Raw genomic sequence first — 24126 nt, forward strand, 5'->3', positions numbered from 1 at the left:
CCCAATGGCGGATTCTCGCTTGACTTTGATCGACTGTGGATAATTAAATCAATGTCAGATCCACCCCGGGATTGAATTTAATTCGATTTTTTTATGCTCCTTGCCCTGTAAAGCTTGTAGTATCGTTACCCAAACTTTCCTGAGTATTGACTTGATAAGATGATATTATTATTTTTGAGCGTGCTGCCGACATTCAGAGGATTGGTTGGTTGACAACCCTTAAAAGTTCTGAGAATTAATATAATTAGTGCAGTTTGAAAGATTTTGGAGAGGAGAGATGATCCCTCGGCTTCTCAATAAAACCTGTGATAGACTTTGATCGCGTACTTGTCCCCTACTGTATACCTACGTATATATACTATTAATTAAAAAGATATACTGTAGAAAGTTGCCTACAAAGCGCCAGAAAATATGCACCCCCACCTCCAGCGCCAACTCGAACAGCTCGGTTTAGTCGGCGAGTCACCCCTTCCCACTGCTGAGCAGTGGCAGCTTTTATTAGAGCAGGTAAGTTGTAGCTATGACCGAGTTCAGAGTCAGCAAGAACTTCAGCAGGAAGATTGTTTTAACTTGGAGACGGTGGCATTAAAGGATTTAACTGACTCGCCCCAGTCCACTCAAGACTCTCCAACAGCTTCAGAATTCGATCGACTGCGGGCGAGTGTCAACAGTTTGGGGGCGGGATTGTGTATCCTTGACGCGAAGGGCTGTGTAATCTCGGTGAATCCAGAGGCAGAACGCTTGCTGGGATGGCGAGAGTCGGAACTTGCAGGCGTTTCCCTGCTAGAGCGCATCGGGAAGCAAAACAAAGGCAACAAATCCCAAGTTTTGACGGCTCCGAAACAGTCGCCAAGCAAGACTGAAGATGCGACGATCGCACCTACACTAGATTTACCAGAGGCGATCGCCTCCGGTCAACCTTGCAGCAATTGGGACGACGAGTTTTTGTGTCGCGACGGCAAGATTTTACCAGTTTCCTATTTTTTCCATCCCGCAGTTGAGGGCAGCGAAATATCAGTCTTGGTGTTTTTTGACATTTTTGACATTAGAGAACACAAGCAATCGCTCTCGATGCTGCAAGCAGTTCTAGAATCTACAGATGCAGGAATTCTGGCGGTTGACAGAAACGGCAATATATGTAATTATAATCAGAAATTTGTAGAGATGTGGGGGTTGTCAGCCAGCCAAGGAAAGTTGAGCCGATCAACCTTCGGCACAGTCAAAAAACCGCTCGAAACAGGATTCCCCTTCGACAGGGAACAATTAAAAGACCCGCAAGGATTTCTCCAAAACGTGCTCAAAGTGTCGGCAGATTCAGATACTCAAATCAGCGAATTATTAGAATTTAAAGACGGAAAAATTCTGGAATTAAATTCGTTGCCCTCAAAAGTCGGAGCGAAAACAGTCGGTAGAGTCTGGAGCTTTCGAGACGTTACCGAACTCAAAAAAACAGAAGAATCTTTGCAATATCGAATAGAATTCGCTCAGTTGATTGCCCGTTTGTCAACCCATTTCATCATCCAGCCCTTATCAGAAATAGACAAAGGCATCGATCGCACTCTAGAAGCGATCGCCACCTCGATCAGGTTTGACCGCAGTTACATCTACCTGTTATCATTCGACAAAACCCGCGCAGACAAAACCTACGAGTGGTGCGCGGGAAGCATTTCGGCAATTAAAGACAGCACCAATAAAAAAATAGACATCGCACAAATCCCTTGGATCGCAGAAAAACTCGATCGCGCCGAATGCCTCTATATTCCAGAAGTCGGCGAACTCCCGCCCCCAGCCAAAGCCGAAATTGGGTATTTTATCGGTCAAAATCCAGCCCACTTGCAGACCGACTCCCCATCCCAAACAGTCAATCAAACAGCAACCGCCTCAATACATTCGATTGGCACTTCGCTAAATAATTTAGAATTTAAAAAACAGCTAAAAAATATTCAATCGCTGATAATTATTCCCCTAATTTCTAGTAAAAACCTAGTAGGATTTATCGGATTAGATGGCAAACAGCAAACAGCAGGTCGAGCAACCGAAATATCCACACAGCTAAAAATGGTAGGAGAAATGCTCGCCAATGTCCTAGAGCGCAAGCGAGCAGAAGCAGCCTTGAGACAATCCGAAACAAAATACCGCAGCATCTTTGAAAACGCAGTCGAAGGCATATTCCAGACAACGCCGACCGGACACTACCTCAGCGGCAATAGCGCACTAGCCAGAATTTACGGCTACGAATCCTGTACCCAAATGCTTGCCGAACTCACCGAGATCAACCGTCAATTTTACGTTAACCCCAATCGGCGCGCCGAGTTTATGGCCCAATTGCGCGCGCGCCACCAAGTGTCAAAATTTGAATCCCAAATATACCGCCGAGACGGTAGCAAAATCTGGATTGCCGAAAACGCCCGCAGCATCTGCGACGAAAACGGCAGCGTTTTGTACTACGAAGGCACAGTCCAAGACATCACCGATCGCAAACAGACAGAATCCGCCATGCAGTTGGCCCTAGAAGCAGCAGAATCCGCCAACCGGGCAAAAAGCACATTTCTCGCCAACATGAGCCACGAACTTCGCACACCCCTCAACGCCATCATCGGCTACAGCGAAATGCTTCAAGAAGAAGCAGAAGAATTGGGCAGTTGCGAATCCGTCCCCGACCTCGAAAAAATATGCAGCGCCGGCAAACACCTGCTGTCCCTAATTGACGACATCCTAGATATTTCTAAAATTGAAGCAGGCCGAATGGATCTCTACTTAGAAAGCTTCGACATCCATAACTTAATTGAAAGTGCTGTTGCCACGGCCAGGCCGCTGGTCGAGAAAAACGGTAATACCCTAGAAGTGTACTGTCCAGACAACCTCGACACCATGCACGCGGACATGACCAAAGTGCGGCAAGTGCTGCTTAACTTGCTCAGCAACGCTGCCAAGTTCACACAAAACGGGAGAATTGCGATCGGAGTGGAAAGAATTAAAAATGAACAATTAAAAATGAAAAATCAAGAGGAATCTTCCCAAATTTTAATTTCTAACTCCGAATTTTTAAGTTTCCGCGTCGCCGACACCGGCATCGGCATGACACAAGAGCAATTGCAGCGAGTTTTCCAACCTTTCACCCAAGCTGATGCCTCGACTACCCGCGAGTACGGTGGCACCGGTTTGGGACTAGCAATCAGCCAGCGCTTCTGTCAGATGATGGGTGGCAGCATTGAGGTCAGCAGCAGCTTGGGCGCAGGCACCACTTTCACCGTGCTCTTGCCCCGCGCCATCAAACAGCCGGAAATCCCCAACAAAGTCCACGACAGCACGAGCCCTCCGGATGCCCCCGCTGTCGGCACGGTGCTGGTAGTGGACGACGACCCGATCTCGCGGGATTTAATTCAGCGCACCCTCAGTCGCCAAGGACTGCACATAGAAGTCGCCGACAGTGGCGAGCAAGCTCTCCGGCTCGCTAAGCAATTACGGCCAGACGCCATTACCCTGGACGTGATCATGCCCGGAATGGACGGCTGGGCGGTACTCTCAGCGCTGAAGGCAGATCCTGACCTTGCCGAAATTCCCGTAATCCTGCTATCCTTTGTGGGCAACAAAAGCCTCGGCTTTGCATTGGGTGCCTCGGACTACCTCACCAAACCAGTGGACGGCAAACGGCTGGCTGCCTTGTTGAACAAGTACCGACGCGACCAAGACGGCTTTGCAAGTAACAATTTGACCTGTCAGATTCTAATTGTGGAAGACGACGTTGCCACGCGCGAAATACTGCGATGCGTACTAGAAACACAAGGCTGGGCAGTAACGGAAGCTGACAGCGGACGTGCTGCTCTCGATCGGCTAAAAGTTGCTCGCCCGCACCTGATATTACTGGATTTGATGTTGCCAGAAATGGATGGTTTTGAGTTGATCGGGGAAATTCGCAAATCCCATTCGGGAGATCCTATACCGATTGTTGTGATCACGGGGAAAAACTTGACACCGGCAGAAAGCCAGCAGCTAAACGGCTACGTCGAGCGGGTGCTACAAAAGGGAGTCTACAGTTGCGATACTTTGCTGCGCGATGTTCGCTCTATAGTAAATGAAAGGCTCGATCGCAGGTACGACTCGAAAGGCAAGGAGAAAACCAATGGCTAAAATCCTGTTGGTCGAAGATAACGAAATGAACAGGGATATGCTTTCCAGGCGTCTGGCCCGCAAGGGACACGAGGTCTTTATTGCTGTTGACGGTGCTGAGGGAGTGTCGATGGCACTCGCGAAAGTACCAGATTTGATTCTGATGGATATGAGTCTGCCGGTTCTCGACGGGTGGCAAGCAACGCAGCAAATTAAGGCGGCTCCTGAAACTAGCAGGATTCCGGTGATTGCCCTGACGGCTCACGCAATGGCGGGCGATCGTGAAAAGTGTCTTGCCGCCGGCTGCAATGACTACGACACCAAACCGGTGGAGTTTCCCCGACTTTTGGGTAAAATTGAAACGCTTCTGAAAGAGGCCCTGACATGAAAGGTGACGAGGGCAGCGTGCTGGTTGTTGACGACAATGAGGTAAACCGCGATTTGCTGGCCCGCCGACTTCAGCGTCAAGGCCATTTGGTGACTGTTGCTGAAGATGGTCTCCAAGCTCTGGAAATGTTGCGAAGCGATCCTTTTGATTTGGTTCTGCTAGACATTATGATGCCGCAAATGAACGGCTATCAGGTGCTGGAAAATCTCAAGGCTGACGAGAATTTGCGCCACATCCCGGTGATTATGATTTCGGCGGTGGACGATATCGACAGTATTGTGCGCTGTATTGAGTTGGGGGCGGAGGATTATCTTTCTAAACCTTTCAATCCTGTATTGCTCAAGGCTCGGATTAGTGCTTGTCTGGAAAAGAAGCGGCTGCGGGATAAGGAGCAAACTTATTTGCGGGAGTTGGCAGAGGAAAAGGAAAAGTCGGAACGTTTGCTGTTAAATATTTTACCAGGCCCGATCGCGCAGCGCCTCAAAGAAGGGGAAATTACGATCGCCGACAGTTTCGCTGAGGTAACAGTAATGTTTGCCGATTTGGTCGGTTTTACGAAGCTTTCGGCTCATTTGTCGCCGGCGGAGTTGGTAGAATTGCTCAACGAGATTTTTTCAGCTTTTGACGAGTTGGCCGAGCGCTACGGACTTGAGAAAATTAAGACGATCGGCGATGCTTATATGGTGGTTGGCGGTTTGCCTAAGCCGAGCGACAACCACGCCGAAAGCATTGCCGAAATGGCGCTCGACATTCAAACAGCAATCGGTAAGATGCACGCCAAGGGAGGTCAACCCCTCAGCATCCGCATCGGCATCCACACGGGCCCGGTGGAAGCTGGGGTAATCGGTACTAAAAAATTTACTTATGATTTGTGGGGAGACACAGTAAATACAGCTTCGCGGATGGAATCTCAAGGGGTACCGGGCGGCATTCAGGTGACAGTTGCTACCTACGAACGCCTGCAGGACAAGTACGTTTTCCAAGAGCGCGGCGTGATTCCAGTGAAGGGTAAAGGCGATATGATGACTTATTTGCTTGTGGGCCGAAAGGCTTAATTGGTCATTGGTCATTGGTCATTGGTCATTGGTCAACAGTCACTGGCATTGGTTGTTTGTGATGTCGTTCTTGGTTGAATTGGATTTTTTTAACCGCAGAGAGCGCAGAGGACACAGAGAGAGAGAATGGAGAGATGAATGCAGGAGGATGCTACCGGATTTGATATTATTTGTAGGTTGTTATTTGTCCCGTTTTAGTTGTTAGTTGTTAGTGACTACCAATAACTAATGCTAACAGTTAACAGTCAACAGCCAACAGTCAACAGTCAACAGTCAACAATTACATAATTCTCAAATGAACGTAAATTCTAACCTATTAATGTATGCCCAATGGGCAGGAATTCTGACAGCGGCTTTGCTGGTTTTAACAGTTATAGCATTTATTTTTAAATGGGGCTTTCGCTTCCGTTTGGTAGGAGTTACTAGCTTTATGGCCGTAATTGCTGCGAGTATATTTGGTCTTGGTTTGGGACTGTTTGCGCGCACGGAAATTCCCGGCGCGGTGCGCTATTCTTTAGTTTACGATACTGGCGGCGCTCAAACAGTTGTTACTGTGCCGCCTTCGATTACTGAATCGGAGTTAGAAGCAACGATGCAGCAAGTGGCTGCGGATTTGTACTCTCCAGGGCGTTCTGGACGCGGAAGAGACTACATGACTATCCGCGTTCGGACGATCGTACATCCAGAGCCGGGGCTGTCGCAGCCACTGTTTTTGGGCGAGGTGAGGCGATCGCTCGCGACGAGATATGATGAGAAAATGGCGATCGACATCTACCCCGAAAAAGTTGCTATTCTGAAAAAGTATCAAACCTGATAAATGCTGTATGGGCGGGTTTTACAAACAAGAATTGCCTCAAACAGACAATCTCGTAAACCCGCCCGCACCGTTAGATAATTCTGCGATTGAAATCGCTTTTTTTCAAACAGATGAATCCTGTATGGGCGGGTTTTACAAACAATAATTGCCTCCAACAGACAATCTCGTAAGCCGGCCCGCACCATTAGATAATTCGGCGATTGAAATCGCTTCTTTTCAAACGAATTTCCTCTCTAAGAGACTAAGATAGCCGACAAAAAATACTTTAAAATTATCAAAAAACTATCTAATTATGACTCAAGAATCTAAAAAAAAGCAGCCTGCTTCGGAAAGATGGAATCAAGAAGATTATTTAGCTTTGACCGAGGCACGGAAACGCGAATTGGTGAGGATTCAAGGTTTAATTGATGAGGATGGGCAAACACCAGAACAAAAAGCTGAATTATTTTTAGAACAAAGTTATTTATATATCTATGCTGAAGAATACGCAAAGGCGATCGCCTCCTACGACAAAGCCTTAGAAATCAAACCAGAAAACCACGAAGTCTGGTACAATCGAGGCTATGCACTGGGTAATTTAGGCAGGCTTGAAGAGGCGCTCGCCTCCTACGAGAAAGCCTTAAAAATCAAACCACATCATCACGAAGCCTGGTATAGTCGGGGCTATATACTGAATGATTTAGGCAGGCTTGAAGAGGCGCTCGCCTCCTACGAGAAAGCCTTAAAAATCAAACCAGATCATCACGAAGCCTGGTATAGTCGGGGCTATATACTGAATGATTTAGGCTGGCTTGAAGATGCGATTGCCTCTTACGATAAAGCTTTAGAAATCAAACCAAATAAACACCAACCCTGGGACAGCCGCGGTCTTGCATTGCATAATTTATGCCTGTTTGAAGATGCGATCGCCTCTTACGATAAAGCCTTAGAAATCAAACCAGATCTACACGAAGTCTGGTACAATCGGGGCCTTGCACTCGGTAATTTAGGCAGGCTTAAAGATGCGATCGCCTCCTTCGACAAAGCCTTAGAAATCAAACCAGATCATCACGAAGCCTGGTATAGTCGGGGCTATATACTGAATGATTTAGGCTGGCTTGAAGATGCGATTGCCTCTTACGATAAAGCTTTAGAAATCAAACCAGATAGAGATCGAGTCTGGTACAATATAAAACATCTCAAATTTATCATCAGGCTTGCTGCTATGCGTTACACAGTCAAATTGACCGAGCAATTCAGAATTTGCAGAAAGCGATCGATATGAATCCTGACAAATACCGAGAAATGGCAAAAACTGACTCGGATTTTGACAGCATTCGAGCTGATGTTCGGTTTCAAGCCTTGATTCAAGGATAGGGATTTGCCGTTGGGTGCGGGCGGGTTTATGAAATTATCGGTTTCAGGCAATTATTGTTGGTAAAACCCTCGCGTTGTATGGTGCGGATCTGTGAGATTTTCGAGTTTTGTAAGTAGATTGTTGATGGCGATACACCATAGGATAGCTAGCTGACGCGAGAGGATACTGGAGAACGAATTGTTAGAGAACAGGAAGGAAGGGCGATCGCTGCTATCATTACTTATGCAGATTTCAAGCGACTCGAAGCACTAGAAGCAGCCCTAATTGACAAAGCAAAACTACAAGAATATGAATGGCTAAAAGCTGCGATCGCAAATCCAGCCTTTGATTCTCTGAGAGACTCAGCGGAAGATATCTACACTTTAGCTGATGGCTTGCCCTTCCACGACTCAGAATGGATTAAAATAGTAGCGATAGAGCATAATTTTGGTTCGATCCTCGACCCTGAAAAAGACATTTAAATCTTGGGTGAGGTTTGTGATACCTGAGTGCGATCGCCCTTTTTACGCTTCTACGCAATTTATGAAAAAAAATAGTATTAATCTATACCTTGAAACCAGAGAGTTGCGTATAGATTAGAAAAGGTTGAAAAAATTGCAGAGTTACTATAAAATTGCCATAAATAACCAAATATAGGCGATCAATCAATTGCGATCGGCAGCGAAAACTTAATCAATATAAAGAAAAAGCGACAATTTTACAAAAAATAATGAGGTGAAACCCCTTGCAAAAATTAGCCAGCATAGAAAAGCCGATCGACTCAGGGGAAAAATCCATAGCAGTCAACATCCAAAAGGCTCAAACCTTGTACGATCGGGGCAACGCCCTAGAAGCAATGGGACGATTCCAAGCTGCGATCGAATCTTGGGAAGAAGCGATCAAACTTGAACCAAAATTTTATGAAGCCTGGTATAACCAAGGCGTAGCCCTCAAAAAATTGGGAAAGTTAGAAGAAGCGATCGCAGCCTACAACAAATCCCTACAAATCAAACCCAACAATCCCGAAGCGTGGTATAATCGCGCCAACGTTTTGCGGAAGCTCAACAGACTCTCAGAAGCGATCGCATCCTACGAAAAGGCGATCGAACTCAACCCCAGCTACCCCGAAGCTTGGACGAACCGCGGCAACACCCTCGTCAGCTTAGAGAAATTATCAGAAGCGATCGCCTCCTACGAGAAAGCTATAGCCATCAAACCAGACTACTGCGAAGCTTGGTACAACAAAGCATTTGCCCTGAGAAAATCTGACCAAAATACAGCGGCGATCGCCTCCTACGATAGGGCACTGGAACTAAGACCAAACTTGCATCAAGCCTGGTACAACCGCGGCTTAGCCCTAGCCGATGAAAAACTCTACCCGGAAGCCGTCGCCTCCTACGACAAAACCCTGCAACTGCGGCCGAATTCCGCCGAAGCCTGGAACAAACGCGGCACGGCGATCGCCCAAATAGGACAATTTGAAGAAGCGATCGCATCCTGGGACAAAGCCCTCGCACTCAAGCCAAACGACAGCGAAACCTTTTACAACCGTGGCTTAGCCTTCGCCAACTTACAACGCTTTGAAGAAGCAATAACCTCTTGGGACAAAACCGTAGAGTTGCAGCCAGACAACACGGAAGCCTGGTACAACCGCGCCGTCGCCCTCAAAAAAATCCAACGATTTACCGACGCGATCGCCTCCTACGATAAAATCATCGCACTCAAACCCGACGATCCCAACCTGTACTATCAAAAAGCTTGCATTTACGCCTTGGAAAAACAAGCAGGCGAGCTCACAAACAGCCCGGAACTTGTAGCCACCAGTATCGCGCGGGCGATCGAAAACTTATCCAAGGCGATCGAACTCAATCCGCATAAATACCGGAAATTGTGCAAAAATGACTCTAAATTGCGTACAATACGGGAAGAAGTGCGGTTTTTAGCTTGATTTCAGGGTAGCTATGATTGATGGATACGGATGCCGCACTGCAACCTTTGTAGGCAAAACAGCACCATAAACCCCAATCATGCAAACCCTAGACAAAACTCAAGCAAAATTCGCTCAACTGGCAGCCCACCTCAGAGAAGTTAACGACATCGAATCAGCCTCGTCGCTGCTGCATTGGGATCAATCAACTTATATGCCGGCCAAAGGTGCAAATGCCAGAGGCCGCCAGTTGGCTACTCTCAAACAAATATCCCACGAAAAATTTACAGATCCAAAAATAGGTGAACTCCTAGAAGACTTGCGTTTCTACGAACAAACCCTCCCCTACGACTCCACCGCAGCCAGCCTGATTCGCATAGCCCGCAGAGACTACGATCGCGCCTCCAGAGTCCCCGCAACCTTCATGTCCGCACTCTGTCGCCACCAAGCCGACAGCTACGAAGCTTGGGCCGCAGCCAGGGCAGCCAACAACTTCGCAGCCGTTGAGCCGTATCTCGAAAAAACCCTAGAATTAAGCAGGCAATACGCGGACTTTTTCCCCGGCTACGAACACATCGCCGATCCGTTGATCGATCGTAGCGACTACGGCATGAAAGTATCCCTGCTGCGCCCGCTTTTCGCCAAACTGCGTGAAGAATTAGTGCCGATAGTCGAAGCCATCACCTCGCAACCTCCCGCCGACGACTCCTGCTTGCACCAAGACTTCCCAGAATCACAGCAACTAGAATTCACCCGCAAAGTCGTAGAACGCATGGGGTACGACTTCCAACGGGGACGGCAAGACACTACCCTGCACCCGTTCATGACCAACTTCTCCATAGACGACGTGCGAATTACCACCCGCGTCTACGAAGATCACTTGGATCAAGCTTTGTTCAGCAGCATCCACGAAGCCGGACACGCCCTCTACGAACTCGGCAATTCCCCGGAATTTGAAGGCACCCTGCTTGCAGGCGGCATTTCCTCCGGCGTGCACGAAAGTCAGTCGCGACTTTGGGAAAATATGGTCGGGCGCAGCCGCGGTTTTTGGGAATGTTTCTACCCGCAACTCCAAGGCGTATTTTTGCGACAGTTGGGACACGTATCCACTGACGCATTTTACCGGGCAATTAACAAAGTCTCGCGATCGCTCATCCGCACCGACGCCGACGAAGTAACCTACAATCTCCACGTCGCCATCCGCTTTGACCTAGAATTGGCAATGGTAGAGGGAAAACTAGCAGTGCGAGACCTCCCCGAAGCCTGGAACGAACGCTATAAAACCGACCTTGGTGTTGTCCCTCCCACCGACAGCGAAGGCGCGATGCAAGATGTTCACTGGTATGTTGGTACGATCGGCGGAATGTTCCAAGGTTACACCCTCGGCAACTTGATGAGTGCCCAATTCTACGAAACAGCAGTAAAAATCAATCCTGAAATTCCCGTAGAAATAGAACAGGGCAATTTTAGCGTACTCCACGACTGGCTAAAACAAAACATCTACCAGCACGGCCGTAAATACACCGCTGTCGAATTGATAGATCGCGTTACAGGTTCACCTTTAACTATCGATCCCTTTATCCGTTACATTCGCCACAAATACGGGGAGTTTTATGTCATTTGAGGGATAGCAACTTCACTTTGCAGACTTTAAAATTACAAAAAAAGTAGCTCCTTAAAAAAAGGGCGATACTGTTTGAGTATCGCCTAATTTCACAGCGGAAATCAAAAGTCTTAAATAAGGGAGTATGTATGTCTGAACTCTTTCAGGAGACTTCTTGCAAAAGTCCTTTTAAGCAAATTTTAGGACGGGTTCTCCGGCCCATCCCACAAGAGAAAAAACTTTTTGTGGGATGGGCCGGAGAACCCGTCCCAGCTATTTTTGCAAGAGGTCTTTTGTACAAAATCCGCCTGTAAAGATTTGTGAATAACGGCAGGTTTTGTACCATAAGACTGAGGATAAAAGACGTGGTTTAGACGAGAATATCAGCTTTAGTAACGAAATATCTCAAAATCAACCGGGTTTATTAGAAATAGTGCGAACCGGCCCCTACTTCTAACAGGCAACTTCCAACTCGCAACTTCTGAGTGCTGGTGTCCCCATTGCCGAAATTGTAGAGACCGGGGCGGATATAGCAACCGCGCCAGAAGGTTAGAACTTTCTTAATGGCCCAAACCAATGCGGTCTATTACCCCTTCTCTCGGACTTCTTGTTACCCGATCGCGAAGTCGAAGGGCTTTCTTCCTTCTTCATTCTGCTATATGTCTCAGAAAGCTGTCCGGGTAATACAATTAGATTTAGAAACATGAAAACAGGGAAACCTTGTCAAACCTCACTAATAGGATGAAATTTATGCGTGTGACTACTGTTACGATTTTCAGCTTGATCGCTCTGCTCGCTCCCGGCTTAACCCGAAAGGCAACTGCTGCTTTTGACTCCGAACCATTTGTGCAGGAACAGTACCGCAGAGACTTTACGGCTCCCGCCGATCCGGGCGCGTCAGCATCGCCCGAAGGAAATTCCCAAGGAGATATGTTTAACAAGCCTTTTTACGCGGGCGAGCAGCCGCCAGTGAAAAAGGAAAAAACTATCTCGGCGGGATCTGACGGGCCAGAAGTTGCAGCCATACAGCAACGGTTGCAGGTGCACAGTTTCAAGGTGGGGACGATCGACGGTTCCTATGGCTCTCGCACTACATCGGCTGTGAGTGCCTTTCAGCAGTCTAAGGGTTTGAATGCCGACGGCATTGTGAACAAAGAAACTTGGACAGCTTTAGCAGCAGATCCGGCATCAGCTCCTGAAACTGTGCAGAGCAATGCTCCAATTCTGAACGATGCTGCTGTTCCCGGCAATCCTCCAACTCTTCTAAATAAAGGCGCTGTCGGTTCCAAGGTGAAGACGCTACAGGTGCGTTTGGAAATACAGGGTTACGATCCGGGCCGGATCGACGGCATTTTTGGCGCTCGCACTGCTACGGCTGTCAAGAGCTTTCAGGAGTATAAGGGTTTAACGGCTAACGGCATGGTGGACGAAACAACCTGGAAGGCGCTGGGCCAAAAGTAAGTGACAAGTGAAAAATACGGAAATTTGCTGTGGCGATAACTAATGATTGAACCCGGTGTCCAAAAATGACCGGGTTTCTCGATGTTGGGCGATCGAGCAATTTGGTCATCACCCTGCGGATTTATCAGTGGGTCGCTTCCTTCAATCTAAAATCTAAAATCGATGTTGACCGATCGCTTTGTTGTGTGCTATAGTAGTAAAATGTCAAAATGCGGATATGGCGAAATTGGCAGACGCGCCAGATTTAGGTTCTGGTTCCGAAAGGAGTGAAGGTTCAAGTCCTTTTATCCGCACTACTCTCAACGCTTTGTACATCAATAGTTTCAGGTTTGTTACTGTACAGTAACAAATTATTTGTCACTAATAATCGATCTCCTCATCATTAGCACCAGGTCTGAGATTTTTGATCACTGGAGGTGCATTGGCCGCCAGCCAATTATGAATTCTTTTCCCAATTATTTTCATGAGAAAACCTCCTAAGCCTGTTTGTTTAAGTGCAGTTCTTTTTCGCCATACTTCCGCAACACCCTGCCCTGGCTGTAGGCAAGAATTGGGAAGGTATCGAAACAGTTCGTTGTGCGGTCATTTGCACTTCACTTTTCAATACGCTCAAGTTCCTCCCGTACAACTCTTCGTAAGGTTTCTTCCAAAGGATCACAGCTCTGCTGGATATATTGACGCAACGCTTCATTAATCAAGCTTGGGTAGTTCCCTCTATCTGCTACATGAACTTGCTCGCGAAACCACGCTAAAACCTCATCTCATCATCTAACCAAATTGCGATCCGAGTTTTCCTAGGTAATGTTAATTCGATCGCCCTTTGCTTACCCTGACTAAAATCATACTCTGCTTCCATGACTATTCCTCTCCCTCTTCTTTTTCCTCCTCTGCGCCCTCTGCGCTCTCTGCGGTTTGTTCAATCTTTCCTGCATTAAACTCAATCTTTTTCTGTTGGCGTTCCGACGCTGCTTTTTGCAGCATTTTCAACCTTTCTGGGTCAGAATTCGATCGCCAAAACAACTTATGATCCTTAATTTTAACGCAGTTTTCCTCCAAACACTTCACCCACTCGCGATGTTTCTTAACTGCGCCACGATCGAGAATCCCTAACTTTTCTTCTTGGCGGGTGAGTTTCACAAACTTTTCGTAATGGGGATAAGTAGCAGTAACAAAAGCTTCTTTTCTAACTAAAATTGGCGGATTATACAAATCAGAATAGTCTTGATAGCCCACAGAAAGGTCGCGCAAATTTATGTGCATGGAAGTGTGGAGGGCTGGATGCGGGTTAGTGTCAAAATCGGGATAAAATAAATAGGAAATTTTTGGTTTATGAGCGTAAAATTTGATAATTGTAGCGCCATCAAGCCTGCCAATTGTGCGGTTGGCGCAGCCTTCGTAGAGCCGCAGCAAAGGGTCAAGTTCTTCTAATGCAGAGACGTGAACTGAAAGGGAGCCTGGTAGTTTGTAGCCGATCGCACTATCTTCACAGCAGTCAGCCACAATATCAGGTTTGCTCAGACTATATAGCATTAAATCTGCCAAAGTGCAAGCTTTTTGATAATTGTCAAACAAACCTTTGATATCATTGCGGATTTGAGCCGGGAGTCGGCGGAGTGAAGGCCGATCGCCCAAACCGTTGAGAGCGAGATATACCAGCAAATCTTGGCGACGCTTGTCGGCGATTGTCTCCCAATCATCCGCATCCGTTGCTTGCAAAATCACCCTCCAAGCGCGATTAAAACTGTGGAATTCCCCCTTAATTGGCGATTCTTCAGCTAATTCGCCTTTAACAGGAAGGCGGCCCCGATCACTAACAAAAGCCATCAAAGGAGCCAACATTTCCGCATAATCCTCAAACCGCTTAACTTGCGATCGCACTCTGGGAGTCGATAAGTGCGATCGAAACCGAGAAGCACGAAAACCTTCACCCTCCGCAGCATCCCGAAACACAAAATAAATCCCCAAAGCAACAGGAATTGCATCAACACTCAAAACTTGGTCAATATAAACCTTCAACTCTTCTTGTTGGTAATACTTCTGAAAAGTATTCCGAGAAGTAATCACCCCATCCCCATAAGCAATTTGGCCTCGATCGCTATCATCAATCAAAACCTGAGCCGCCACAACTAATAAACTCTTAGTTAATTCCCAAGCATTCAGCAAAGCTTCTCGGCGTTCACCCAAAGATTCAATGACATTAATCACATAACCAATATTCACAATATCAGCACAAATTCGCGGATTTTGCGGCTGATAGTATGGGTCCCAACCAGAAATAGCATAACCCTCTTGTGCAATATATTTAATATCCCCGCCGTAACCGCAACCGTAGTCAAAAAAAGTCGCCCCGTCCCTCACTAAATCATCTTCTAAAACCAGACGCAGAGGTTTAGAAAGCGAATTACGTACCATTGCAGCTTTGTGTCGCTCGATCTTAGGAATTGATAGCTCACTATTCTCCTGTTTCAAACGCTCGACAACAGTATGATCTTTGATTTCTACACCGCAATATCCCAAATATTTGAGCCAACCCTCGCGAGTGCCGATAACGCTAGTATTGTCAAGCAGTCCCCACTTTTCCTCGCAGCGAGTCAGCCTCGCAAACTTTTCGTAATGGGGATAATCCGCAGCTACAAAAGTTTCCTTACGGTGCAAAACAGGGGGATTTTCGCTGTTGCTGTAATCAAAATATTTAACTTCCCCGGTTGCTAGATTAATCTGGATGCTGGTTTGCAAAGCAGGATGAGCATCTGTATCGAAATCAGGGTAAAAAAGATAAGATATTTTAGGTTGATGGAGCAAAAATTTAACTAAAGTTGCTTCATCAATATTTTTGAGAGTGCGTCTGGCACAATTTTCGTAGATTCCGAGGACAGGGTTGAGTGTCTGCAAAGCTGAAACGTGAACGTAAAAAGCCGTCGGTAATTTTTTTCCCACCTTGCTTTCCCGACAGCAGCGAGCCGCCTTTGCCACCAGATTGTCAACACATACATTATTGATTTCATCGAGCGGGTACGGCACAGCATTTGCCGAATCTTGCTCAGAGATAGCCTCGTTTTCGTACAATAAAACTTCCTGAGCAAAAGCCATCAAAGGCGTTAGCAGTTTTTCATCATTTTCTAATGAATCGCTATCTAAAATAGTGTTTGTACTGGTATCGTAATTCATAGCTAAATTAATTATTTTTTTAATTAACCGCAGAGAAAGCAGAGGACACGGAGTAAATAAATCAACAAAATTTTCCTAAAATTTCTATATGTTAGGATGCACACTCCGTACCGTACCGCTTTATTTCTTAGTCTTTTAGAGAGGGACTTCGTTTGTGTAATGGCGATTTTAATCGCCGACTAATATCGACTACGAGCGAGTAAGATATTAACCAAACATTCGAGTTTCCACAAATTCTTGAACGCGGGCTAAATGACTGGACAAACTCACTAATATGTTCTCAACCCTCTCAATATTTAACAATTCCACCTCTGATGGTTTAGATTGAAAGCCTCGCGCTTGATGCTCCAATTGTGCGGCCAAATCCGACATCATAGCAACTCCCACATTAGCAGAAGTTCCCTTGAGACGGTGTGCTTGATATTCCACAGCTTGCCAATCTTTAGCTTCTACGGCTATTTTGGCAGCAGCCACATCAGCTTGCGCGCTTGCCACAAAAGCTTGCAAAAGTCGCTCTGGCAATTTAATATTAACTCGTCCGAGTTGCTCCAATCTGCTCTTGTCGAACAGTCCGTCGTCGTCTCTATGTTCCCAAGTTTGAAGTGCGATCGCCCTTGGTGCCGGCACAGCCACAACCTGCACTTTTTCCAAAATTTCTGTATAATTTGTTACTAATTGAGATTGATTTTCTGAATTAATACTTTTAACTCCATACTTATTTTCAAACTGAACATTTCGGGCTTCATACTTTTTCAGGGCCGCCGCCAAAGCATCTAAATCTACAGGTTTGCTGAGATAATCGTCCATCCCCGCCGCCAGACACTTTTCTCGTTCCCCCGGCATAGCATGAGCAGTTAAAGCCATCACAAAAGTATGCCGATCGCTTCCTTCGATTTCCCTCAACTTTTGCGCCGTTTTGTAACCATCAAGTACCGGCATTTGACAGTCCATCAGCACTAAATCATAGCTTTTTTTTGCCAGCAAATCCAGCGCTTCTTGACCGTTGACCACGCAGTCAGCTTGATAGCCTAAAACTGCCAACTGTTCGACAAGAACTTGTTGATTGATCGGGTGGTCTTCCGCCACCAAAATTCTCAACGATAACGGCGAATTGGAAGTAACATATTGAGAATTAACTGGTGGCAACTTGCAAGTATTAGCAGCCTCCACTCTCCCAAAATCTCCCGTTCCCTTCACCGGCGCAAGCATTGCCTCAAGCAGGCGGCTTGGCCGCACTGGCTCGATCAAATATCCGTTAAAACCCTGACGGCAAAGCGCTTCAGCCTTCGGCTGTTCCCGCAAAGGAGTCATGGCGATTAACGAGCCAACTATAGAGGTCGATCGCACTTTTATCGCAAATTCCTCCGCATCCAACTCCGGCATTTGCAAGTCCACAAGCACTACATCCCAGCTTTTTCCCCCCTCTCCCGAATTCTGAGAAATCCCGCCCTGGGAATTGTTCAACCAACTCAAGGCCTCAGCAGCAGTTTCTGCCTCATCGCAGCGGGCACCCCAACTTTGAGCGAGCGATCGCACTGCTGCCCTCCTCAAAGCGCTTCCAGACACTACTAACAGCTTCTTTCCCGCAAGTTCGGGTTCATGAGGCTCAACTTGCAACTGTTTTTCCAAAGGTACAGCAAACCAAAAAGTCGAACCGCTGCCTAGCAAACTGCGAACTCCAATCTCGCCTCCCATCATATCCACTAACTGCTTGCAAATCGCCAAACCCAAACCCGTGCCACCGTAAGGCCTAGTAGGAGAATCGTCTACCTGAGAAAAAGATTGGAACAGCTTTGTTTGCCCTTGGGCCGAAATTCCAATGCCAGTATCCCGCACCGAAAATAGCAATCTTGCTTCTTGTCTACCGTCTGCCAGTCGGTTGCCCTGTTTCACACTTACGTGAACTAGAACTTGACCGCGATCGGTAAATTTTATGGCATTCCCCGTCAAATTCAGCAAAACTTGCTTCAATCTGCCCGCGTCGCCCACCAACTTTCTCGGCACCGAACTGTCAACTAAAATATTCAATTCAATACCTGTTTCCTCTGCCCAATGCGCTATAATTTCTATCACCGACTCAACGCAACTATCCAAATCAAAATTAGCCTTTTCTAGCCGCATTTCTCCCGCTTCAATCTTAGAGAAATCGAGGATATCATTAATAACATTCAGCAAATGTTCAGCACTGCGGTAAATAGTCTGAGCGCAGTCCCGCTGTTTCTGTTCCAGAGGAGCGCGCAGCAGCAATTGAGCCATTGCCAAAACCCCATTCATCGGAGTGCGAATTTCGTGACTCATGTTCGCCAAGAATTGCGACTTCACCCGGCTCGCTTCTAAGGCAGTTTCCCGGGCTTCCACCAACTCATTAATCTTGTCGGCAACCATCACAATTCCCGCCACTTTCCCGTCGGGATTGTACCAAGGATGAGCGGCCCAGCGCAGGTAGATAACAGAGCCGTCTGCTCGTTCCCACGCATCTTCGCTCATAGAAACTACCTTGCCTTGGAGCACTTCTTGGTACATTACTTTCCAGCGATTCGGCGTATCTGGAAACAATTCGTAATGACTGAGGTTGTTCAAGGACTGCCACTCCAAATTAAATTGAGTCAGCCATTTGTGAGAGTTAGCTAAATAGCGCATTTCCGTATTGAACATCGCCATTGCTACGGGCACGCAGGTAATAATTTGTTTCAGTTGCTGCCGTTCTCTTTCTAGAGCATCTTCGGCTTGTTTGCGATCGGTAATGTCGCTAATCATGCCGGCCATTCGCAACGGTTTTCCTTGGGAATTGCGCTGAGCTTTTCCCTGAGAAGTGCAGTAGCGGTAAACACCGTTCGAGTGTAGCAGCCGGAATTCTACATTATAGTCTATTTCTTGTTCCAAGTGAGCCGCGATCGCCCCGACGATTCCCTCCTTGTCATCTGGGTGCAGGCGGTTGTAGAGATCTTCCATAGTCCTGCCAAATTGCTCTCGCGACAAACCGATAATTTCCAAAAGGCGATCGTTCCAATAAACCTCATTTTTACTTAAATCCCAATCCCAAATTCCATCGTTAACTCCCTCTAAAACTAACCTGTAGCGTTCCTCACTTTCCTTAAATTTTTGACTGGTATGAAACGCCTGATATTCGGCGCGGTAAACGCGCATGGCATTGTACAAACTGCGGGACAAACTCTCTGGAGAAAGCTTGCTTTTAGGGATATAATCAGAAGCTCCAGCCTTCATCAATTCCACAGCAATTTGTTCGTCCCCTTGACCTGTGAGCACAATTAAGGGAACTTTCAGCCCAGCTTCTCGTACATTTTGTACCAAACTCAATCCGTCTCCGTCCGGCAAGCCGTAGTCGAGGAATACACAGTCAAATTTGCACTCAAATATTTGATTTAATAGCAGCCCATTTTCTATCTCCTCAACCTCGCTTAAAGGTTGAGATTTATTTTGTTTGGATAGTTTAGCGGTAGCCTGAGTATAATTTTTACTGACCGAAAGTTGGGCCAGCGCATCCGCGCAGTCTTCTGCTTCAGTAACTTCTGCCGAAACACCAGCGGATTTGAGCGAACGTTTGATCGCCATTCTATCGACTGCATCGTCATCAACTATCAGAATTGTGAGAATTTTGTCCATAACAAAGGAATTGTGGATTACTCCGAAAAAGCTGCAGTCTGGAAAAAGGAATTAAAACAACTGCATCGCTGAAAAAACACCAAGCCACATTAAAAAATTTATTTTTTATTAAATTTCCCCTATGTTAGGGAATTTCGCTCAGCATCCAGTATCTGTTTAGGGTAGCCATCACTTCCACAAAGTTAGAAAAAGTAACAGGTTTAAGAATATAGCCAGCTACATTCAAATTATAAGCTTTTACTTTATCTCTATCTTCATTAGAAGTCGTGAGGACGATTACCGGAATCGACCTCAAACATTCATCCAGTCGCAATTCTTGCAAAAACTCGATCCCGCTCATTCTCGGCATATTCAAGTCCAGCAAAATCAACCTGCGCGCTTGAGGCATGGGAGGATCAATTTTTCCTTCTCCACGTAATATAGCTAGGGCTTCTAATCCATTGGCAGCAATGTAGAGGGGGTTGACGATGTTATTTTTTTTGAAAGCTCGCCGGACGTTCATCACATCAACCTCATCATCTTCTACCAAGAGAATATGAATTTTTTTGTCTTGCATAAATCAGCCATTTTATAGATGTTTTTTAAGCGCCCGTCTGGTTGGGGAGCTTTAGTCAGCACGGATCGCGAACCCAGCAGGTTTAATCTCTATTGTCCTTTGTCCAGAATCATTTATGCCTGGGCAGATGACAGTATCTACCTACAGGTGTACTCGCCCCTCATGCTCTCAGGGGCGCGGCCGAAATCTAAAAACTCGCCAATAACGCCCGATCGAGCTACGGTAAAATCTAAAACTCATCTACATTATTAATCGCCATGTCAGCCGATCGCAAACTCTACGAAGGCAAAGCCAAAATCCTCTACTCCACCGAAGACAGCGAAATTTTGCTGACCCACTTCAAAGACGACGCCACAGCCTTTAACGCCCAGAAACGCGGCAGCATCCTCGGCAAAGGCGAAATCAACTGCGCCGTATCCGCCCACCTGTTTCGGATGCTAGAAGCCAAAGGCATTCCCACCCACTTCATCGACACGCCGGCCCCCAACCAAATGCGAGTCTGCCGCGTCAAAATCTTGCCCTTGGAAGTAGTCGTCAGAAACATAGCCGCCGGTAGTCTCTGCAAGCAAACAGGACTCGCCCTAGGCACAATTGTCAATCCGTCGCTCGTGGAATTTTATTACAAAAACGACGATTTGGGAGACCCGCTGCTGACCCGCGGCCGACTTCAGTTAATGCAGCTAGCCACCCCCGAACAAGTAGACCAACTAGAAATCGCCGCCCGCGAAATTAACGAAATACTCAAAGAATTTTTCACCCAGTGCGGCATCACCCTAGTAGACTTCAAACTAGAATTCGGTATCGACCAACATCAAAATCTAATCCTGGCCGACGAAATCAGTCCTGACACCTGCCGCCTCTGGGACAACGCAGAAACCGACCCCGACGCCCGTGTTATGGACAAAGACCGATTCCGCCGCGACTTAGGATCGGTGGAAACCGCTTATCAGCAAGTTCTCCAGCGGGTTCTCGCTCAGAAAGTCTAGAGGCTTTAACAATGCGCTACAATTGCACAGTTTGTCACCCTTGTGCCTTTGATGTCAGCAATCAGCGGTCAACAGTCATCAATTAGCGGTCAGCGCGAGATTCAACCGACTTAATAACTAATGACTATGACTAATGAATAATGACTAATGACTAATGTGGTGTGTGGATTGCCCAAAAAAGTGAACAAAAATGCGTTTATCTGCTGTATTGGTGGCAGTTTTTACTGCCTCAGCAACATTCGGGTTATCAAATTCTGCAAGTGGCCAAACATCCTACTCTGAATCAGCAGAGGAAACTTTGGCCGCCGTTACCCCCGCCCCGTCGATCGAATTACCCGATCGCCCCATTCCAGAATTAACCCAAAACCCTCCTCAAAACCGCAAAGCCGCTAAAACCGGCAAAGCGGAAGCCCTAAAAATAGTTGTGGCCCCTGCCAGAGGAGAACCCAACGACCAACCCCCAGACCGAGTAACAGACCCGCCTTCGCCGGTTTCACCTCTGATCCTTCAACTCAAACCCGAGCTAGCATCCAACCCCTCCCCCGCCTCTAGCAGCCAAAACGCCCTGCCAGAGGCGCAACAGGACAGCTCGCTCCCCCCCGAGGAATTGGCGGTAACGCCCGCCTGGATCGCAGCAGAGCTAGGGAAACCAGAGGAATCAGGGACGATCGCTCAAAACGCCCAAGTTACCCCCAGACAGGCCCCGACCAGACCGCCGACTAACACCGTTCCCCCATTGCCCCCTGGCCCAGCACCGCAGCCCAGACAAACCCCCGCACCCGCCGGGGCGGCAGAACCGCAAGTGCTAGTTGCAGAAGTTACAGTCACCGGGGCGACGGAAGACCTGGAAAGCGAAATTTACCGAGTCATCAGCACCCAACCTGGACGCACGACCAACCGCAGCCAACTGCAACAAGACATCAACGCCATTTTTGCCACAGGCTTTTTCAGAAACGTGCGGGCAGTACCGGAAGACACTCCGTTGGGCGTCCGGGTGACTTTTATTGTGCAGCCAAATCCGGTATTGCGGGGAGTGACAATCACCGGTCAGCAAGTGCTGCCCCAAAGCGTAATTGACGAAAGCTTCCGCGATCAATACGGCAAAATTCTCAACCTCCGCCGCTTTGAGGAGGGAGTGAAAAAAATTAATGCGTGGTATCAAGAGAACGGCTATGTTTTGGGCCAAATCACTGATGCCCCGCAAGTAGCAGACGACGGCACTGTCACCCTGGTAGTGGCAGAAGGCCAGATCGAATCCGTTGATGTCCGCTTCCTGAACAAGGAGGGAGAGGCAACAGATGCCACGGGTCAGCTGATCGGAGGCAACACCCGTCGCTTTGTCGTCACCCGCGAAGTAGAACTCAAGCCCGGAGACATCTTTAACCGCACCAAGGCGGAAAGAGATTTGAGACGGGTGTTTGGTTTGGGAATTTTTGAAGACGTGCGACTTGCCTTGGAACCGGGAACGACTGACCCCCGCAAGGCAAGGGTAATTGTCAACGTCATCGAGAAAAATACTGGTTCTCTGGCGGCGGGTGCGGGTTTGAGTTCGGCGACGGGTTTGTTCGGTACGCTAAGTTACCAGCAGCAAAACTTGGGTGGTAGGAACCAGAAATTGGGGGCTGAAGTACAAATCGGCGAACGCCAAACGCTGTTTGACCTGAGTTTTACTGACCCCTGGATTGCAGGCGATCCTTACCGCACTTCTTTCACCGCTAATGTTTTTAGAAGACGATCGATCAGCGTGATTTTTGACGGCGGCGAACGGGAAGTCAGATTGCCCAACGACGATCGACCCCGCATCGTCCGCACAGGCGCCGGCATCAATTTCACCCGTCCCCTGTCGCGCAATCCTTTTGCCGATTCTGAGTGGACAGCTTCAGTCGGCTTGCAGTACCAGCGAGTCTCAATTACCGATCGCAAAGGCCGTCGCGAATCCGAGGACGAACTCGGCAACCTGTTAAGTTTTAGCGATTCCGGCTCCGACGACTTGACAACATTGCAAGCAGGTGCGGTGCGCGATCGGCGCAACGACCCCCTCCGCCCCACTAGCGGTTCCCTGCTCAGGTTTGGGATGGAACAATCGATTCCTGTAGGTTCCGGCAGCATCCTCTTAAACCGCCTGCGGGCCAGCTACAGCTTGTACCTACCAGTCAAGTACACTAGCTTTGCTCCCGGCCCTCAAACCCTGGCATTTAGTGTTAAAGGCGGCACCGTATTCGGAGATTTGCCTCCCTACGAAGCTTTTGCCTTGGGCGGCGCCAACTCGGTGCGCGGGTACGCCGAAGGCGACCTCGGAGCAGGTCGCAGTTTTCTAGAAGCCAGCGTAGAGTACCGTTTCCCGATTATTTCGTTTATCGGCGGAGCACTATTCTTGGATGCTGGCACTGATTTGGGCACAGGCAAAGATGTCCCCGGCGACCCAGCCGGCATCCGCAAAAAGCCCGGTAGCGGTTACGGTTACGGCCTCGGCGTGCGGATTCAATCTCCTTTAGGGCCGATCCGGATCGATTACGGTATCAACGACACTGGCGACAATCAAATTCACTTTGGGATTGGTGAGCGATTTTAATTAACGAAGAGTCATTAGTCATTAGTTAGGAGTAAGAGGTAATTGCTAATGGGTAATTGCTAATGGGTAATTGCTAATGGGTAATTGCTAAGCTGCGTCTGGGCCCACCCTACCAATCATGTCTAAGGTGCGCGGCCCGGCGCACCCTACGGGTTAACTACTGTGACGCTGTTGCAGTTGCTACAATCGTAGAGAACCTTACCACCTGCCCAAGATGAGTCCATTTTTTCCGATATTGCAATTTACTCAAATGCTGTTAGCAGAAACTAGCTCTTGTCATACTGTCGGACCGTCGGAGTTGATCGCGATCATTGCTCTAATGGGGGGACTTTTAACCTTTGCTGCTACAGCTAGTGTGCCATCTATGTCAATTATGATACCCGCCGTAGTAGCAAAGGTTCTAGGAGGTCTTGCAATTGGAGCTAGCATCACCTCGATCATAGTGCCATTCCAGTCATTTTTAGATATCGCGGCTGTGGTGGCTGTAGTCGAGGGCGTTAAGCACATCTTAGGATGTGGTTAA

Annotated in this window: 15 protein-coding genes and 1 tRNA gene; 13 read left to right on the forward strand and 3 right to left on the reverse strand. The window is 47.6% G+C overall.

The annotated features are described in order from the left end of the window. Positions 1–411: 411 nt before the first annotated feature. From QUA44_RS10875 to QUA44_RS10915, 10 genes are all read left to right on the forward strand, one after another. Positions 412–4131, forward strand: coding sequence for a response regulator (locus tag QUA44_RS10875; RefSeq protein ID WP_333250577.1), 3720 nt, complete (start codon positions 412–414; stop codon positions 4129–4131). Then, the gene (locus QUA44_RS10880; protein ID WP_015177895.1) at positions 4124–4498 is read left to right on the forward strand and encodes a response regulator; all 375 of its coding nucleotides are present in this window, start codon (positions 4124–4126) and stop codon (positions 4496–4498) included. The genes QUA44_RS10875 and QUA44_RS10880 overlap by 8 nt, the downstream gene beginning before the upstream one ends. Then, a complete protein-coding gene (locus QUA44_RS10885) occupies positions 4495–5553 on the forward strand; it encodes an adenylate/guanylate cyclase domain-containing protein (RefSeq protein ID WP_333250575.1) in 1059 nt (352 codons plus the stop codon). The genes QUA44_RS10880 and QUA44_RS10885 overlap by 4 nt, the downstream gene beginning before the upstream one ends. Positions 5554–5848: 295 nt before the next feature. Beyond that, positions 5849–6367: a Ycf51 family protein gene (locus QUA44_RS10890; protein ID WP_333250573.1), complete on the forward strand. Its 519-nt coding sequence runs from the start codon at positions 5849–5851 to the stop codon at positions 6365–6367. A gap of 295 nt (positions 6368–6662) precedes the next feature. Then, positions 6663–7634, forward strand: a complete 972-nt coding sequence (locus QUA44_RS10895; protein ID WP_333250571.1) for a tetratricopeptide repeat protein — start codon at positions 6663–6665, stop codon at positions 7632–7634. After that, positions 7613–7726: a TPR end-of-group domain-containing protein gene (locus tag QUA44_RS30680; protein ID WP_445243654.1), complete on the forward strand. Its 114-nt coding sequence runs from the start codon at positions 7613–7615 to the stop codon at positions 7724–7726. Before QUA44_RS10895 ends, QUA44_RS30680 begins: the two co-directional genes overlap by 22 nt. Before the next feature lie 725 nt (positions 7727–8451). Beyond that, the gene (locus tag QUA44_RS10900) at positions 8452–9654 is read left to right on the forward strand and encodes a tetratricopeptide repeat protein (RefSeq protein WP_333250569.1); all 1203 of its coding nucleotides are present in this window, start codon (positions 8452–8454) and stop codon (positions 9652–9654) included. Between the two features lie 79 nt (positions 9655–9733). Next, a complete protein-coding gene (locus tag QUA44_RS10905; RefSeq protein WP_333250567.1) occupies positions 9734–11257 on the forward strand; it encodes a carboxypeptidase M32 in 1524 nt (507 codons plus the stop codon). Positions 11258–11986: 729 nt separating this feature from the next. Beyond that, complete coding sequence (locus tag QUA44_RS10910) at positions 11987–12697, forward strand: peptidoglycan-binding protein (protein WP_333250565.1); 711 nt, start codon at positions 11987–11989, stop codon at positions 12695–12697. 211 nt (positions 12698–12908) lie between these two features. Then, positions 12909–12990 (forward strand) — tRNA-Leu (locus tag QUA44_RS10915). A 565-nt stretch (positions 12991–13555) separates the two neighbouring features. Here the strand turns inward: QUA44_RS10915 and QUA44_RS10920 are convergent. From QUA44_RS10920 to QUA44_RS10930, 3 genes are all read right to left on the reverse strand, one after another. Next, the gene (locus QUA44_RS10920) at positions 13556–15865 is read right to left on the reverse strand and encodes a DNA phosphorothioation-associated putative methyltransferase (protein ID WP_333250563.1); all 2310 of its coding nucleotides are present in this window, start codon (positions 15863–15865) and stop codon (positions 13556–13558) included. A gap of 207 nt (positions 15866–16072) precedes the next feature. Continuing rightward, on the reverse strand, positions 16073–19489 hold the full coding sequence (locus QUA44_RS10925; protein ID WP_333250561.1) for a response regulator: 3417 nt from the start codon (positions 19487–19489) through the stop codon (positions 16073–16075). 124 nt (positions 19490–19613) lie between these two features. Continuing rightward, entirely contained in the window at positions 19614–20045 is a 432-nt protein-coding gene (locus QUA44_RS10930) for a response regulator (protein ID WP_333076249.1), read from the reverse strand. 257 nt (positions 20046–20302) lie between these two features. On the opposite strand from QUA44_RS10930, the gene purC reads away from it, so the two are divergent. The 3 genes from purC (at position 20303) to QUA44_RS10945 (ending at position 24126) form a co-directional block, all read left to right on the forward strand. Next, positions 20303–21031 carry a phosphoribosylaminoimidazolesuccinocarboxamide synthase gene (gene purC, locus QUA44_RS10935; protein ID WP_333250560.1) on the forward strand — a complete coding sequence of 243 codons (729 nt, stop codon included), beginning with the start codon at positions 20303–20305 and terminating at the stop codon, positions 21029–21031. Between the two features lie 190 nt (positions 21032–21221). Further along, entirely contained in the window at positions 21222–23603 is a 2382-nt protein-coding gene (locus QUA44_RS10940; protein WP_333250558.1) for a BamA/TamA family outer membrane protein, read from the forward strand. A gap of 214 nt (positions 23604–23817) precedes the next feature. After that, entirely contained in the window at positions 23818–24126 is a 309-nt protein-coding gene (locus QUA44_RS10945; protein ID WP_333250555.1) for a hypothetical protein, read from the forward strand.

This window comes from Microcoleus sp. N9_A2, from assembly GCF_036701775.1.
In the GTDB taxonomy this organism is placed as follows: Bacteria; Cyanobacteriota; Cyanobacteriia; order Cyanobacteriales; family Microcoleaceae; genus Microcoleus.

Excerpts from the sequence above, each read along its gene's own strand:
- QUA44_RS10925 (WP_333250561.1), bottom strand. The coding sequence starts at position 19,489 with ATGGACAAAATTCTCACAATTCTGATAGTTGATGACGATGCAGTCGAT.
- QUA44_RS10895 (WP_333250571.1), top strand. The coding sequence starts at position 6,663 with ATGACTCAAGAATCTAAAAAAAAGCAGCCTGCTTCGGAAAGATGGAAT.
- QUA44_RS10890 (WP_333250573.1), top strand. The coding sequence starts at position 5,849 with ATGAACGTAAATTCTAACCTATTAATGTATGCCCAATGGGCAGGAATT.
- QUA44_RS10920 (WP_333250563.1), bottom strand. The coding sequence starts at position 15,865 with ATGAATTACGATACCAGTACAAACACTATTTTAGATAGCGATTCATTA.
- QUA44_RS10940 (WP_333250558.1), top strand. The coding sequence starts at position 21,222 with ATGCGTTTATCTGCTGTATTGGTGGCAGTTTTTACTGCCTCAGCAACA.
- QUA44_RS10930 (WP_333076249.1), bottom strand. The coding sequence starts at position 20,045 with ATGCAAGACAAAAAAATTCATATTCTCTTGGTAGAAGATGATGAGGTT.
- QUA44_RS10875 (WP_333250577.1), top strand. The coding sequence starts at position 412 with ATGCACCCCCACCTCCAGCGCCAACTCGAACAGCTCGGTTTAGTCGGC.
- QUA44_RS10910 (WP_333250565.1), top strand. The coding sequence starts at position 11,987 with ATGCGTGTGACTACTGTTACGATTTTCAGCTTGATCGCTCTGCTCGCT.
- QUA44_RS10945 (WP_333250555.1), top strand. The coding sequence starts at position 23,818 with ATGAGTCCATTTTTTCCGATATTGCAATTTACTCAAATGCTGTTAGCA.
- QUA44_RS10880 (WP_015177895.1), top strand. The coding sequence starts at position 4,124 with ATGGCTAAAATCCTGTTGGTCGAAGATAACGAAATGAACAGGGATATG.
- purC (WP_333250560.1), top strand. The coding sequence starts at position 20,303 with ATGTCAGCCGATCGCAAACTCTACGAAGGCAAAGCCAAAATCCTCTAC.
- QUA44_RS10905 (WP_333250567.1), top strand. The coding sequence starts at position 9,734 with ATGCAAACCCTAGACAAAACTCAAGCAAAATTCGCTCAACTGGCAGCC.
- QUA44_RS10885 (WP_333250575.1), top strand. The coding sequence starts at position 4,495 with ATGAAAGGTGACGAGGGCAGCGTGCTGGTTGTTGACGACAATGAGGTA.